This window comes from Lysinibacillus sp. NPDC097195, assembly GCF_044762075.1.
GTDB lineage: Bacteria > Bacillota > Bacilli > Bacillales_A > Planococcaceae > Lysinibacillus.
The window spans coordinates 100,978-116,669 of record NZ_JBIWDP010000005.1 but is presented as its reverse complement, the minus strand read 5'-3'; the positions used below and the strand labels follow the sequence as shown (position 1 = coordinate 116,669).

Annotated in this window: 13 protein-coding genes; all 13 read left to right on the top strand. The window is 37.7% G+C overall.

All coding sequences use genetic code 11. The features are described 5' to 3' along the window. Positions 1–39 precede the first annotated feature (39 nt). The gene (locus ACIQXI_RS18785; protein WP_402927711.1) at positions 40–807 is read left to right on the top strand and encodes a tyrosine-protein phosphatase; all 768 of its coding nucleotides are present in this window, start codon (positions 40–42) and stop codon (positions 805–807) included. A 145-nt stretch (positions 808–952) separates the two neighbouring features. After that, complete coding sequence (locus tag ACIQXI_RS18780) at positions 953–2,332, top strand: MATE family efflux transporter (protein ID WP_402927855.1); 1,380 nt, start codon at positions 953–955, stop codon at positions 2,330–2,332. After that, positions 2,333–3,163 (top strand): putative RNA methyltransferase, encoded by an 831-nt coding sequence (locus tag ACIQXI_RS18775; RefSeq protein WP_402927709.1) that lies wholly within the window; start codon positions 2,333–2,335, stop codon positions 3,161–3,163. An 88-nt stretch (positions 3,164–3,251) separates the two neighbouring features. Next, positions 3,252–3,860, top strand: coding sequence for a lysophospholipid acyltransferase family protein (locus ACIQXI_RS18770; protein ID WP_402927708.1), 609 nt, complete (start codon positions 3,252–3,254; stop codon positions 3,858–3,860). Between the two features lie 59 nt (positions 3,861–3,919). Then, positions 3,920–4,384 (top strand): low molecular weight protein-tyrosine-phosphatase, encoded by a 465-nt coding sequence (locus ACIQXI_RS18765; protein WP_402927707.1) that lies wholly within the window; start codon positions 3,920–3,922, stop codon positions 4,382–4,384. A gap of 224 nt (positions 4,385–4,608) precedes the next feature. Next, the gene (locus ACIQXI_RS18760; protein ID WP_402927705.1) at positions 4,609–5,328 is read left to right on the top strand and encodes a YebC/PmpR family DNA-binding transcriptional regulator; all 720 of its coding nucleotides are present in this window, start codon (positions 4,609–4,611) and stop codon (positions 5,326–5,328) included. A 123-nt stretch (positions 5,329–5,451) separates the two neighbouring features. After that, positions 5,452–6,744 carry an arsenic transporter gene (locus tag ACIQXI_RS18755; protein WP_402927703.1) on the top strand — a complete coding sequence of 431 codons (1,293 nt, stop codon included), beginning with the start codon at positions 5,452–5,454 and terminating at the stop codon, positions 6,742–6,744. Between the two features lie 317 nt (positions 6,745–7,061). Then, on the top strand, positions 7,062–8,804 hold the full coding sequence (locus tag ACIQXI_RS18750) for a methyl-accepting chemotaxis protein (protein WP_402927702.1): 1,743 nt from the start codon (positions 7,062–7,064) through the stop codon (positions 8,802–8,804). An 86-nt stretch (positions 8,805–8,890) separates the two neighbouring features. Further along, on the top strand, positions 8,891–9,466 hold the full coding sequence (locus tag ACIQXI_RS18745) for a YdcF family protein (protein WP_402927700.1): 576 nt from the start codon (positions 8,891–8,893) through the stop codon (positions 9,464–9,466). Positions 9,467–9,539: 73 nt separating this feature from the next. Next, positions 9,540–11,237, top strand: coding sequence for a M3 family oligoendopeptidase (locus tag ACIQXI_RS18740; protein ID WP_402927699.1), 1,698 nt, complete (start codon positions 9,540–9,542; stop codon positions 11,235–11,237). A 376-nt stretch (positions 11,238–11,613) separates the two neighbouring features. Further along, positions 11,614–12,702, top strand: a complete 1,089-nt coding sequence (locus ACIQXI_RS18735; RefSeq protein WP_402927698.1) for an AI-2E family transporter — start codon at positions 11,614–11,616, stop codon at positions 12,700–12,702. Between the two features lie 13 nt (positions 12,703–12,715). Next, positions 12,716–13,333, top strand: coding sequence for an NUDIX hydrolase (locus ACIQXI_RS18730; protein ID WP_402927696.1), 618 nt, complete (start codon positions 12,716–12,718; stop codon positions 13,331–13,333). 219 nt (positions 13,334–13,552) lie between these two features. Next, complete coding sequence (locus ACIQXI_RS18725; protein WP_402927694.1) at positions 13,553–15,613, top strand: helix-turn-helix domain-containing protein; 2,061 nt, start codon at positions 13,553–13,555, stop codon at positions 15,611–15,613. Positions 15,614–15,692: the final 79 nt, after the last annotated feature.

The following is a 15,692-nucleotide window of genomic DNA, read 5'->3' as shown; positions in this document are numbered from 1 at the left end:
GAAGTATAAGTGAGTGCTAAAATTAGGGAGGCGTAGTGGATGACACAGTTTGATATGCAGGTTATTCCGTTTGAAGCAGTCTTGAATTTTCGCGATATGGGTGGCTATAAGACGAGAGATGGAAGAGTCGTTAAAAATGGACAGCTATACCGCTCATCTGCATTAGGTAAGATGACAGCAGCGGATAAGGAACGTTTTGAAGCATTAGGGGTAAAAACTATTTTTGATTACCGCGATCAACATGAAGCGTTAAATAATCCGAATCCAATATTCAAAGGGGCCAAATACATTCAAATTCCCGCAAAAGGCAACCACACTTTTGAAATGCCAACGAACACTGGTGGTCACAACTTTTATAAGGTTGTCAGCCCGGAGATGTTCCGTGATTTTTATGCACAAATGCCATTTAACAATGCGGCATTTAAAAAATTAATATCCACAATTCAAAATCCAGCTAATTTGGGTCTTGTCCACCATTGTGCGGTAGGTAAAGATCGAACGGGTATTGGTGGTGCGCTTATTTTGTTAGCGTTAGATGTGCCAGAGGAAACAATCATGCAAGACTATTTAGATACGAATATTTATTTGCGTCCGATGGTAGAGCGCATGGCACAAGCTATACAGCACACATTTAATGACAAGGAATTGCAGCAATTCCACGCCTTAATGTCGGCTCGTGAAGATTATCTACAAGCGGCTTTCGATGCTATAGATCATCGGTATGGTTCGAAAACTATATTTTTAGAGCAAGAATTTGGTTTAACAACAGAAAAACGCCTGCAATTACAAGAAAATTGCTTATGCTAATCAGACACCCTTTCACAGCAAGACCGTGGGAGGGGTTTTTTTGTCAGTAATTCAAAATATTTTTCTATTTGCTATCCTTTACAACCGTCAATCTGTGATAAGATACAATAGATTTTTATGTAAAGTATAGAGAGAAGTGAAGTTGTTGGGACGTGCGGTTAAAGAGAAACATTCGACTGGCCAGTTTAGTTTATTTCATTTAACATGGCCAATCTTTTTAGAAGTTTTCTTATTTATGTTAATGGGCTTAGCCGATACATTTATGTTAAGTGCTTTGTCGGATAATGCAGTATCAGGTGTTGGCGCTGCCAATCAATATATTCATATTGCGATTCTAATACTTGAAGTAGTGGGTAATGGTGCTGCGATTGTAGTTTCGCAATATTTAGGTTCGAAGCGTTTTTTAGAGGCAACAAAAATTTCAGCATTGGCCATTACGATGAACTTAATGCTGGGGCTTATTATGAGTACACTGTTTTTCTTTGGCTCCAGCCATTTAATGACGATGATGAATTTAAAGGGCGAAGTTTTACAATATGCCCAGAGCTATTTAGTCATTATCGGTAGTTTTATTTTTTTACAGGCTATTATTAATGCACTAGCAGCTATTATTCGTGTACATGGTTGGACGAAGCAAACAATGTATGTTTCGCTCGGTATGAATGTTATTCACGTCGTGCTCAATTACGGATTAATTTTTGGTAATTTTGGTTTACCAGAATTGGGCGTGCAAGGGGCTGCAATTTCCTCGATTATTAGTCGTGGGCTAGCGGTACTTGTATTTGCATGGCTGTTGTATCAAGTTATGGAGATAAGGCTTAAAATCGAATACTACTTCACTTTTTCTAAAGAGTATGTACGGAAAATTTTAAATATCGGTTTACCTTCTGCGTTTGAGCAAGTGCTTTATCAATTTTGCCAAATCGTCTTTCTTTATTATGCAACTTATATAGGAGCGGAGACGCTTGCGGCAAGACAGTATGCCATGAATATCTCGATGTTTACATACTTGTTTGCGGTTGCAATTGGTACGGGGACAGCTATTATTATAGGACGTCATGTAGGTGCGGGTAAAAAAGATGAGGCATACCGTCAATTATGGACAAGTGTGCGTGCCGCTTTTATTTTCACCATTACAATGGTGAGTATTGTGACGATTTTCCGTAAGCAGTTAATAGGCTTATTTACAGATAATCCAGAGATTATAGCTATCGGTGGGTCTGTGTTAGCATTAAGTATTTTGCTAGAAACAGGGCGCACGATGAATATCGTTGTCATTAACTCATTACGTGCTTCGGGCGATGCAAGGTTTCCTGTTAAAATAGGCTTTTTATCGATGGTTTGTATGAGTTTGCCGCTTGGTTATTTATTTGTCTTTGTATTAGATTGGGGATTAGTAGGAATTTGGTTAGCGATTTCAGCAGATGAATGGATGCGTGCTATTATCGTATACTTTAGATGGAAAAGTCGAAAATGGGAACGTTTTGCTATTGTTTCACCGACAGAACAAAAGGAGGCGAATTAAATGGGAGCACTCTCAAAACGTGCTGCAGGAGCGGCATTGATTAATGCGAATATTGGGCTGTTCGCTTGCCCAATTTGTCAACAGGCAATGGATGTCTACGATCAAGGAAGACTGACATGCACAACGAATCATTCCTTTGATATTGCTAAGCAAGGTTATGTCAATATGTTGACACATAGTGCTGCCTCTAAATATAGTAAAGATCTTTTTGAATCGCGTAAAACGATTATTGAAAGTGGTTTGTATGATCCGCTAGAAGAGAAAATAGCGGAGCTCATAGGTCAAGCTAAAACAGTGCTGGATACAGGCTGTGGAGAGGGCTCACATTTAGCTCGTATAATGTCCCAAATAGGGGGCATAGGCGTGGGTATCGATATAGCAAAGGAAGGAATAGTTACGGCAGCTCGGCATTATCCAGAGCAAATTTGGTGTGTTGGAGATTTAGCTAAAAGTCCATTTGCTAAAGACAGTTTTGATGTCATTTTAAATATATTATCTCCAGCTAATTATGAAGAGTTTAAACGATTACTGACAGCAAGTGGATGTGTCGTAAAAGTCGTACCGCAAAGTGGTTATTTGCAACAATTGCGGGCACAACTGTATGCTGATTCGGCACAAGAAACGTACTCCAATGAGCAAACTGTAGAGCGTTTTCGAGAAAGTTTTTCACATGTTTCGGTAGAGCGCCTTACTTATACAGTACCACTTAGTTCGATACTAGTTCCGGCGTTACGTGAAATGACGCCAATGGGCTGGCATAAGGCACAACAAGAAGAAGTCAATGTAAGTGAAATAACAATTGATGTCGATATTTTAGTAGGTCGGGTCTAAATACTATCGTATTGACTTGGACAATTGCAGTATACAACGCTTTTCGATTACAATGATAATAACTATTGAATAAGGTAGGAATAAAACAGTGTATAAATTTACGGCAAATCTTGTCAAATTAATATTAAAATTATCGGGTTCAAAAGCACGTGTATATGATGAGCATAACTTACCGAAGGAAGGTGGGTTTATTATCGCGTGTACACATACAGGGTATGTGGATATCTTAAATTTAGGTGTGGCAGTCTTGCCTCGGGAAATTCACTTTATGGCGAAAAAACAATTGTTTGATATTAAAGGACTAGGGTGGCTGATTAACCATTTAAATGCCTTTCCAGTTGACCGTGACAATCCAGGGCCAAGTGTTATTAAAATTCCTTCCCAGTTGCTGAAGGAAGGTAAGATTGTTGGTATTTTCCCATCAGGTACGCGTAATTCAGAAGGTACTGATTTAAAGCAAGGTGCTATTACGATTGCACAGCTAGCTAAAACACAAATCGTTCCAGCAGCTTATGTAGGAGCTCGTAATGCTGGCGATGTCTTTAAACGTGGAAAAGGCTACCTTATCTATGGCGAGCCTTTTTATGTGACAGGCAAAGGGAAAGAAGGGCGTGAGCAATTTACACACCATCTTGAACATGAGCTTATTGCTTTAACAGATGAGTTAAATAAACGAATCGCAGCAGAAAAAAAATAATACTGTCAGCACTCAGAATCAAAATGATTTTGGGTGCTTTGTCGTAGGAGGCGTTGTTAATGATACGTGTACTTTTCGTGTGCCTAGGCAATATTTGTCGTTCACCAATGGCTGAGGCCATTATGCGAGATTTAATAGAAAAAGAGCACTTACACGACAAAATTTTAGTAGATTCAGCCGCAACAAGTTCATGGCATATTGGTGAACCACCACATTCGGGTACAAAGGATAAGTTGTGGGAATATAGTATTTCGACCGAAGGAATGCAAAGTAGACAGTTACAGAAGCATGATTTTGAGCAATATGATTACATGATTGGCATGGATGAAAATAATATTCGAAACATGTATACGATGCTTGGGCAGTCTAATTCACCAAAGATTTTTCGCTTGTTAGATTTGACGGACCATCGAAAGGATGTACCTGATCCATACTATACGGGAGATTTCCAAGAAACGTATAATTTAGTGTTGGAAGGCTGTCAGGCTTTATTAGAAAAAATTAAGCGCGAGAAGAAATTGTAAGATAGTGAGTTTGAAAGCAGGATTTAGCGCTTTATTATGTGTTGTATTATAAAATGCACATGGCAGAAAACAGGACCTTAAACATTGGTATATCTAGCTTTGTAAGCATCATTGTGTTATTATTTGCAGAGTAAAGATACGAAAAGTATTTAAATACCATTTGCAGATGGACAGTTGTGCATCTATGATTTTATAAACTTTAATTTTGAAAGAGAGTGGAAACAATGGGTCGTAAGTGGAACAATATTAAAGAAAAGAAGGCGTCAAAAGACCAAAGCACGAGTCGTGTAAATGCAAAGTTTGGTCGTGAAATTTATGTAGCAGCAAAATCAGGCGAACCAGATCCTGAATCAAATCGCGCTCTTAAAGTTGTTCTTGAACGTGCTAAAACTTACAGTGTTCCTAAACATATTATTGAAAAGGCAATCGAAAAAGCCAAGGGTGGCGGCGATGAAAGCTTTGATGAATTACGCTATGAAGGTTTCGGACCGGCAGGCACAATGCTAATCGTGGATGCTTTAACAAACAATGTTAACCGTACTGCATCTGATGTACGTGCGGCATTTGGTAAAAACAACGGTAATATGGGTGTAAGTGGTTCCGTTGCTTATATGTTCGATTCAACAGCAGTTATTGGTTTAGAAGGCAAGACTGCCGATGAAGTACTTGAAATTTTAATGGAGGCAGACGTTGATGCACGTGATATTCTTGAAGAAGAAGATACGGTTATAGTTTATGCAGAGCCAGATCAATTCTTTGCTGCTCAAGAAGCACTGAAAGCTGCAGGCGTTGAAGAATTTACAGTTGCAGAACTGTCTATGCTACCTCAAACAGAAGTGACATTAACAGGTGATGATGTAGCGAAATTTGAAAAATTAATTGATGCATTAGAAGATTTAGATGATGTACAAAACGTTTACCATAACGCAGATTTAGGTGAATAATTTTTATATAAGTCAGACCAGTAGCAATCCTTTGCTACTGGTTTTTAACTTGTTTAGCTGTAGGTATAAATCGAGCTGAACATGTTAAACGAACGAGAAGTCACACATTGAAGGAGGAAAATTGTGCAAACTTTTTTAGCCATTATTATTTTTATAGTGACGCTATTTTTTGTCATCGTACAGCCGCGTAAATTATCTATTGGTTGGTCAGCATGTATCGGTGCTGCAGTTGCTTTATTGTTAGGTGTCGTAACTTGGCACGATGTGTTGGCTGTTACCGATATTGTGTGGAATGCTACATTATCGTTTATAGGTATTATCATAATCTCGCTTATTTTAGATGAAATCGGCTTTTTTGAATGGGCAGCATTGCATATGGCACGACTTGCAAAAGGCAGTGGGATTCGACTATTTATCTATATTGCTTGCTTAGGAGCGATTGTTTCTGCGTTATTTGCAAATGACGGGGCGGCCCTGATTTTAACGCCAATTGTTTTAGCTATGGTACGTAAATTAAGCTTAACAGAGCAGAAGGTATTTCCATTTATCATTGCGAGTGGTTTTATTGCTGATACAACGTCCTTACCACTTGTCATCAGTAATTTAACAAATATTGTGTCTGCAGATTATTTTGATATAGGTTTTATGGCATATGCAGTACATATGATTGTACCCAATTTCGCGTCGTTGATCGCGAGCATATGTGTGCTTTATATCTTTTTTAGAAAAGTGATTCCAACACAGTATTCTACGGAGGGATTAGTGCATCCAACTGTCGCAATTCAAGATAAAAAGCTATTTCATATTTCTTGGTATGTAATCGCAATACTTTTGCTTGGTTTCTTGCTGAGTGAGTATTTTGCTATTCCGGTATCATTTATTTTATGTAGTGTCGCCATTATCTTTTTATGGTTGGCACGGACAAGTAAAAACATAGATACAAAGAGAGTTATTAAGGGTGCCCCTTGGAGTATCGTGTTCTTTTCTATTGGTATGTATGTAGTCGTATATGGTTTGAAAAATGTAGGACTTACAGGGTTATTAGCGAACTTGTTAGAGCATGCTGTCCAACAGGGTTTGTTTGTGGCGACGTTAACGATGGGCTTTGTCGCAGCCATTTTGTCAGCTGTTATGAATAATTTGCCGACGGTTATGATTGATGCATTAGCTATTGCCGAAACAAGTGCGACTGGGACAATTAAAGAGGGGCTTATTTACGCCAATGTAATAGGTACGAATCTAGGTCCGAAAATGACACCAATCGGGTCCTTGGCGACATTGTTATGGTTACATATATTAGCACAAAAAGGTATTAAAATTAGTTGGGGGCAATACTTTAAAATAGGTATTTTAATTACTATACCGACGCTATTCTTTACTTTACTAGCATTAGTCGCTTGGTTATCAATAATATAATAATATTTTAGGGAAAGTTACAGCCGACACGGTTTTTCAGTTAATGTTGTGCAGAAGGGGTCTGTTACGCAAAAGAAATGTTAGAAGAGATTCATACCTTTAATAGCTAAAAAATATCAAAAAACTATTTTTCTGCATGCGATAGCTCTGTAGAAAGATAGTTTTTTTGTTACGAAAAAATATGTATTTTAGCATATATAATCGAAATGGTAACTAATATACACATTTGTTGTGAAATACCCATTGTATAAACTGTAAATCCATTCCATAATAGGTATAAATGCATTAAACGAGCGAAGTAAAAAGGGGTGTTAAGCATGAAGTTTTTACGTTCAATACAGGGGAAATTGATTATCGTTTCAATGGCATTATTAGTAGTGCCAAGTTTAATCATTGGAATCGTAAGTTATGGGAAAGCAAAAGATGGGATGGAAGGATTAGGCGAACAAGTTCTTCAAAATAGTGTAGAGTCTACATTGCAATTAATCGAACTTGCCAATGAAAGTGTGGAAAAAGGTGATATTCCTTTGGAGCTTGCGCAGGAAAGAGTACGCGAAGCATTGCTTGGTCCAAAGGATAGTGAGGGCAAGCGTCCCATTAATTATCCTGGTGATTTAGGCGAATATGGTTATTTATATGTTTTAGACGACAAGGGGACACTCACAACGCATCCTACTCGTGAAGGCGATAATTTGTGGGATGAACAGGATAGTAGTGGTAAGTATTTTATTCGTGATGTAACCGAACGGGCATTAGATGGTGGTGGCTTTACAGAATATGAGTTTGCACTGCCGGGACAAGATGTTCTAGCTGATAAAATTATTTACTCTGCAAAAGATCCGCATTGGGGATGGATCGTAGCATCTGGTACATATATGCAAGATTTTAATAAGGAAGCCAATTCATTGCTATTGGTTATAGGCGCGACATTATTAGGTGCCATCATCATCGGTACTATTATCGTAATGTTGGTATCCAGACATTTAGCTTTACCGGTTAAAAACATATCGAAGCGCGTACATGAAGTGGCACAAGGCAATTTAACCGTGGAACTTGAAAATCTACAACGTTCAGATGAGATTGGTCAATTAAACACAGGCTTTAATGATATGGTAGATCAATTGAAAACATTAATAACGAATGTAGAGGAAGCAATCGCTGAAATTCAATCCACATCATCGAATTTAACAGCTGTTGCAGAAGAAACAAATGCTTACGGTGATGAAATTGTCAAAGCGATTAACGAAGTATCAAGAGGGGCAGTAAAGCAAGCATCTGATGCTGAGGATACGAATCGAACAGCCATTGCATTTGCCCAGCAAATTGAAGGATTACATGATAAAAATGAATTAATGCTAGATGCTTCTCAAATGATGAAGCATTCTAACGAAGAAGGGCTTATCAATTTAAGCAGCTTGAAGGACAAATCACAAGAATCGTCCACACTGATTAGTAGTGTACAAACAGTATTTAATAGCTTAATTGTTAAAGTAAGAGAAATTGAAGGCATTGTAGGCACGATTAATGAGATATCTGATCAAACTAACCTTCTTGCATTAAATGCTTCGATTGAAGCTGCACGGGCTGGTGAGCATGGTAAAGGATTTGCTGTCGTAGCGGAAGAAGTCCGTAAACTAGCAGACCAAACATCTGTCGCAACAGACTTAGTTCGGACTACATTACGTGGGATTGAAAGTGAAACAAATTTAGTGAACGATGAAATGCAGAAAACGAGTACAATCGTTCAAGAGCAAAATGATTCAGTCAGTATGATGGAATCTTCATTTAAAGACATTGAAATGGCTGTGGAAAAGATTATCGCGATCATTAGAGAAATGACTACAGGCGTAGAGTATTTAAATAGTTCCAAAGAAGATATTATGCATTCGATTGAAAGTATTGCGCTAATTAGTGAGCGAAATGCAGCAGCCTCGGAGGAAGTAACAGCATCTGTAGATGAACAGCAAAGAGCGATACAGCTTGTTAGCGAATCCTCTAACGATTTAACAGACGAAATCTCGGCATTACAGGAATCCATTCAACGTTTTACAATTAGATAATTATTCAGATGCTTGTACGGTAACCATACTTTGTACAAGCATCCTTTTTTTGTGTGCAACGTTGTAAGTAAAAAGGGGTGTTGTATGTGAAAAAGTGGTTGCTGGGAGGAATCATCATTGTCTTTTGTATAGGAAGTGCACTATACATCTGGTTAGGACAAGAAATGAAAAAGGGGACACAGCCAATTGCAGATGGCACTGCACAATATGTCATCGTACTGGGGGCAAAAGTAAAGCCTGGTGGCATACTGTCGCTAGCTTTAAAAAATAGATTAGAGGAGGCTGTCCGCTATCTAAATGAGTATCCTGATGTCAAAGTTATTGTATCGGGAGGGCAAGGAGTAGATGAGGATCGAACCGAAGCATCTGCAATGCTTTCGTACCTAGAAGATAAGGGAATTGACCGTGAACGAATTTTAGTGGAAGAACAATCTACTTCAACATATGAAAACTTACTATTTTCAAAAGAATTACTACCTAAGGAGACTAAACGAATTACTATTGTCTCGAATGATTTCCATTTACAACGAGCGAAGTATTTAGCGAATAAGCTAGATCTAGAGGCAGACGTCGTTGTAGCAAAAACCCCAAAATCTGTTGAAGCGAAATTAACACTACGTGAAAGAGCAGCATTGTTAAAAACATATATCATTGGTCATTAATTGCTTTCTTTCAATCATATATTTGGCATATAATAGAAATATATTGAGTAAACGACAGAAAGAGGGTACTTCTATGACAACGTTTAAAGATTATGTATATAGCCGTCCGAACGTAGAGGCTATGAAAGAGCAACAATTAGCTATAATTGAGCAATTTAAAGAAGCACAATCGGTTGAAGCACAAAGTGAGCTCATTGCAAAATTAAATGAACTAAGTAATGAATATGCGACAATGGCTAATCTTGTCTATATTCGAGCATCTATCGATACGCATGATGCTTTTTATCAAGAAGAACGTGACTACTTTGATGAGGTAGGTCCAGAACTTGAGGAAATTACAACGGAATATTATAAAGCATTAATCGCTTCACCATTCCGCGCGCAGTTAGAAGAAAAGTGGGGACAACAGCTATTTGATTTAGCGTCCTATCAAATTAAAGGATTTTCACCGCAAGTAATAGATTTAATGCAAAAGGAGAACAAGCTAGTTTCTGAATATAATAAACTAGTTGCTTCAGCACAAATTGACTTTAACGGCGAAACATTAACGCTAGCTCAGCTAGGACCGTATACTGAATCGACAGATCGTGCAATGCGTAAGGCGGCTACAGAAGCTCGTTTTGGCTTCTTTGCTGAGCATGAAGCGGAGTTTGACCGCTTATATGATGAGCTTGTCAAAGTCCGTCATGAAATTGCAGTAAAACTAGGCTATAAAAACTATGTAGAGCTTGGCTATATTCGCATGAACCGTATTGATTATAATGCGGACATGGTGAAAAAATTCCGTGATCAAGTACGCGATTTAATCGTGCCAGTGGCAACAAAATTATTTGAGCGACAAGCACAACGTATCGGGATTCCCGAACTAAAGTTTTATGATGAAGCATTAAACTTTTTGACAGGGAATGCTACGCCAAAAGGCGATGCTGATTGGATTGTTGCGAACGGTAAAAAAATGTATGAAGAATTATCAGCTGAAACTGGTGAGTTTTTCAACTTTATGATTGACCATGACTTAATGGACTTAGTAGCGAAAAAAGGGAAAGAAAGTGGCGGCTATTGTACATTTATTGAAAATTACCATTCGCCATTTATCTTCTCGAACTTTAACGGTACATCAGGTGATATTGATGTGTTAACACATGAGGCAGGGCATGCCTTCCAAGTGTATTCAAGCCGCGATATTGGTATCCCAGAGTATTTGTGGCCAACATATGAATCATGTGAAATCCATTCAATGAGTATGGAATTCTTTACATGGCCTTGGATGGAATTATTCTTCAAAGAAGATACGGAGAAATATAAATTTACGCATTTAAGCAGTGGCTTATTATTCCTTCCTTATGGTGTTGCTGTGGATGAATTCCAACATGTTATTTATGAAAACCCTGAGATGACACCTGCTGAGCGTAAAGCTGCATGGAAAAAAATTGAGGAAACCTATTTGCCACATCGTGACTATGACGGCAATAGCTATTTAGAATCGGGTGGCATTTGGCAACGTCAGGCCCATATTTATGCTAGCCCGTTCTATTATATTGACTATACGTTAGCACAAATTTGTGCATTCCAATTCTGGAAGCGTTCACGTGAAGAGTTTGAGGCTGCATGGAAGGACTATATCCATTTATGTGGTTTAGGAGGCTCTATGTCATTTACAAAGCTAGTAAAAGAAGCTGGTCTAATTTCACCATTTGAGGATGGCTGTGTAGAATCAGTAATCGGTGTGATTGAGGACTACTTAAATTCAGTGGATGATACAAAGTTGTAGAACCTGTTTTATGACTAAGTAGAACAAGTTCCGTAAAGAACACTAGTTGATGGTAGCGAAGGCGGTGACTCCTGTGGGAACACACACAACGTAAGACGCAACAAGCCGCGCGTAAGCGAGGGTTGCGGCTTACGTGTGTGCCCGCGGAAAGCACCGCCGTAGCGGACATCAACGATATAGAAAAGTGTTAGATTGATGGCTGTCAATCTAACACTTTTTCTCATTGTCCCAACGGAGCCAGCTATAAAAATTGTCCAAGAAAAGTTGTTTTTTAGCTCATTCTCTTTTTATCTTTGTAATAAATACTAGGATACTTGCGAAATGGTTAATATATAAGTAGTATTTTCAGTAACTGTGATAAAAGGAAGTGAAGAATGTGACGAGGAAAGTGTGGTTCCAAGTAGGAGTAGGGATTTTGCTAGTTCTACTAATACTTAAATATTTTATAGAAATTCATTGGATTTTCTCACCGCTTGCGATTATTTTAAAAGCTATATTTGTGCCGTTGCTACTAGGTGGCGTGCTCTATTATGTGACAGAGCCAATTCAACGATTTTTAGAAAAACGAAAATGGCCAAGATGGGCTAGCATATTAACGATTATTGTTGGATTAATTGCCATGGTTGTTGGCTTTGGTTGGATTGTTGGCAATCCGATTGCGACACAGCTTAATAATCTAGCAAAAAATGCGCCGATGATTGGATCGAGCATTCAAGATGCAACTGATTATGTCGTCAGCCTGTTCAGCAATAAAGATAATTTACCTCCACAAATAAAAGAGTTTATCGATAATCTTGCTAATTCTGTACAAAGTATTGCGGTCGTGGCAAGTAAATGGCTCGTATCCTTTATACAATCTATCGTCTCGGTTTCATTATTAGCTATTTTAATTCCATTTTTCTTCGTCTTTATGTTAAAAGATCATGAGAAATTTGCGCCTTCCATTTATAAATATTTTAATGGTGAGCGTCGTGAATGGGTGAAAAAGACGTTAAGTGAAATTGATGATGTATTACGTAGCTATATTCAAGGGCAACTGCAAATAAGTTTTTTACTAGCACTTATAATGTATGTTGGGTATTTAATAATTGGTTTAGAGTACTCATTATTGCTCGTTATTTTTGCTTTCTTTATGAATATGATTCCGTTTATTGGACCATGGATTGCCCTAACACCAGCAGTAATTGTGGCAGTTATTCAAGATCCAATGCTCGTTGTTTGGGTTTGTGTTGTCACATTGATTGCACAGCAGATTGATAGTAACTTCATTACACCAAATGTTATGGGGAAATCTCTCGATATTCATCCGCTCACTGTTATTACGATTATTTTAGCAGCAGGAAATATAGCAGGCTTTATAGGGATAATTATTGCCGTACCGTTTTACGCGGTAATTAAGGTTATTGTTTCGAATATTTACGATAAACGAATTGCGATTAAGAAAAAGGCGACGAAGTCAGTATAGGAGTCGAGTAAAAATGGAACAAGAAATTGTTAAAGTTTTTAATGAGCAGCATGAACAAATTGGCACAGCTACAAGAGCAGAAGTACACGAAAAAGGTTTGTGGCATGAGACTTTTCATTGCTGGCTTGTCAACGAGAACTATATTTATTTCCAAATTCGCAGCGCGCAAAAAAAAGACTATCCAGGATTGCTCGATATTACAGCAGCAGGTCATTTATTAGCAATGGAGACAGTAGAAGCGGGCATACGTGAAGTAAAAGAGGAACTAGGGTTAACAATTGATATTCATGAAGTCATAAAAATGGGTATGACTTCATGTAGCATCGTATCCGAAAAAATGATTGATAATGAATTTTGTCATGTTTATTTGTACCCGTTTGAGGACAATTGGGATGCTTTTGCATTGCAATATGAAGAAGTTTCAGGTGTTGTTCGAGCACAGCTTGATGAAGCTGAAGATTTCTTTTTAGGGAAAACGAGTACTTTAAATATTGAAGGATATGAATATTTTCCTGATGGACAACGAGCTCACTTAGTTCGCCCTGTCACTACAGCTCAATTTGTCCCATATCGTGAGTTGTATGTTGCTGAAGTTATTAAGTTTGCAAAAACCGAAATATATCATCGATAGCAAAAAGAAAACACACTTCATGCGGTAACTACACTAAGGTAGTAGTTCGGCATGAAGTGTGTTTTTTTGTTAGTGAGATCGTAATAAACAATATTTTTTATAGATAAACCGCTCGTAAAGAAGGTAATATAAGTTTAAATGAGAAATAGATGTAATTCGCTCGAATTCATGAATGATTGTTGTGTTTATGTTATGTCCTACAAATGAGGAGGTTAAAAAATGACTCAGTACTTTAATGAACTTGCCAAGCGATTTAATTGGGAAAGTAATTATCAAATATGGATTGCTAGTATGGAACATCCTGTTTTTGAGTTAATCGAGGGTACAATAGAGCCAACTACTTTGCCGTTTCAGAATTTAACGTCTCACAACGACCATATTTTTCAAATAATTCTGAATGATAATATGTTTATTGTTTTTACATATCCGGGGAATTATCAAATTATGCTTAATTTGTATGAATACAAAACACTCACTGAGGGTGAGTTAGTGGTTTTATTTCATTATTTATATCCTTATTATACAAATGCGGCTATTAAACGAGAGCGATATAAGCTAGGGAAAGTAATAGAAAGTACACGTAGAGCATCTGCAACTTTAAGTACGGAGGAGATATATAGCAATATTTTGTCGTATGCGATGGACGTAATTCCAAATTGTGATATCGGAACGTTGTGGTGGTTTGATGAAGAGAAGCACAAACTGACGTGTAAGGCTTCTGCAGGGAATATATTAAAGGGCATTAACCAAATGGAATTTGATGTGGATGAAGGACCAGTTGGTTACACCTTTAGAAAGGAAGTGCCACTGTTATCCGATCAAAAGAATCATAGTATGTGGGAAACAATCGGAAACATCTCTACTGCAAACTCTAAATACTGGGACCCGTCTTATGAGTTTACTAAACAGGTAAAATCATTTTTGACGTACCCGATAAGAGTAGACGATAAAGTAGAAGGTGTCATATTTTTATGCCAAATTGTGAAGCCCTATCCATTGTCCGATGAAGATTTGCATCTTTTACAGGGCTTTTCATCCCAAGTAGGAATATCCATTCGTAATGCAAGGCAGTACTCACATATTAAAAACTTAAATGATGTATTAATGAGACGTGATGATATTCACGCAACGCTTACAAAGCTATCTATCCAAAATAAGGGTGTAGTCAAGATTGTAGAAGAGATGTCTCGGATGATGGGCAAAAATGTGCTGTTTGTAGATTTATTAGAAAATGAAGTAACGCCTATTACGGAAAAACTCCCTGTTCAATTAACCTATAAAGATTTAAATGGTATTTTACAAAATGTAATAGAGCAACCGTTTTACGAGTTAAGACGTTCCGGCTATGTGACCCACATTATTTATCCAATTCGTTCGATGCAAATTACGTTAGGCTGTATCATTGTAGAGACCGCAACACAAATCGAACAACTGGATACACTTGTGATGGAGCAAGGACATTCTGTACTGGCGCTCGAACTAGTAAGAAAACAAAATGATACAGCATTCTACTATAAAAAGCGGCGAGAGCTATTTTCAGAGTTAGTAAATTCAAAAGATCAATCCATCGTTTTACAAAAGGCTCAAGAGCTAAATATTAGCTTGCATGAGCCATGCAATGTCACCGTATTTAAACTAAGCCAATATAAAAGTCCTCATCATTTAGAAGCATTTATTCATCGTTTAACAGCGCAATTAAAACGAGATTTATTTTCTTATATTCAGCTGCTCTATGCGTATCATGATGAAGTAACGGTTGTAATAAGTGTTAATAACACTACCGATAAGCCGTTTCGCAAAAAATTACAAAGCATTTGTAATGAATGGGGCAAGGAGAAAAGCGTGACGTTGAGCTGTGGATTAGGGACAACGTATCAAGATGTTTACTTTTTGCCGAAAACGTTTGATGAGGCAAAAACGGCATTAGCTTATTTAACTTCAAGAGGCCAGCATGGCTTAATCGATTACTCGCAGATTGGCGTCAATCGCTTGTTTATTAAACAAGATCAGCAAGAAATTAAGCATTTTTTAGCTGAGGTTTTTGAGCCGCTTCGTACAAAACAAAGCAAGAACAATTCGTTGGAAGAAACCTTAATCATCTATATAGATACAAATCGCTCGGCAGTGAAGGCTGCTGAACTGTTACATGTCCATATTAATACGCTCTATCAACGACTAAAAAAAATTGAAGAAGTATTAGCTGTTTCTTTCCAACAGCCTGGAGATTTATTAAAGCTACAACTAGCGTGCTATTTAAAGCAGTCTTATAGTCATTTATAGTAAAATACAAAGCCTGACTGGAAACTGAAACTCAGCTATTCTATTTTGCAATAAATAATAATTGAAGGGAGCACTAGTT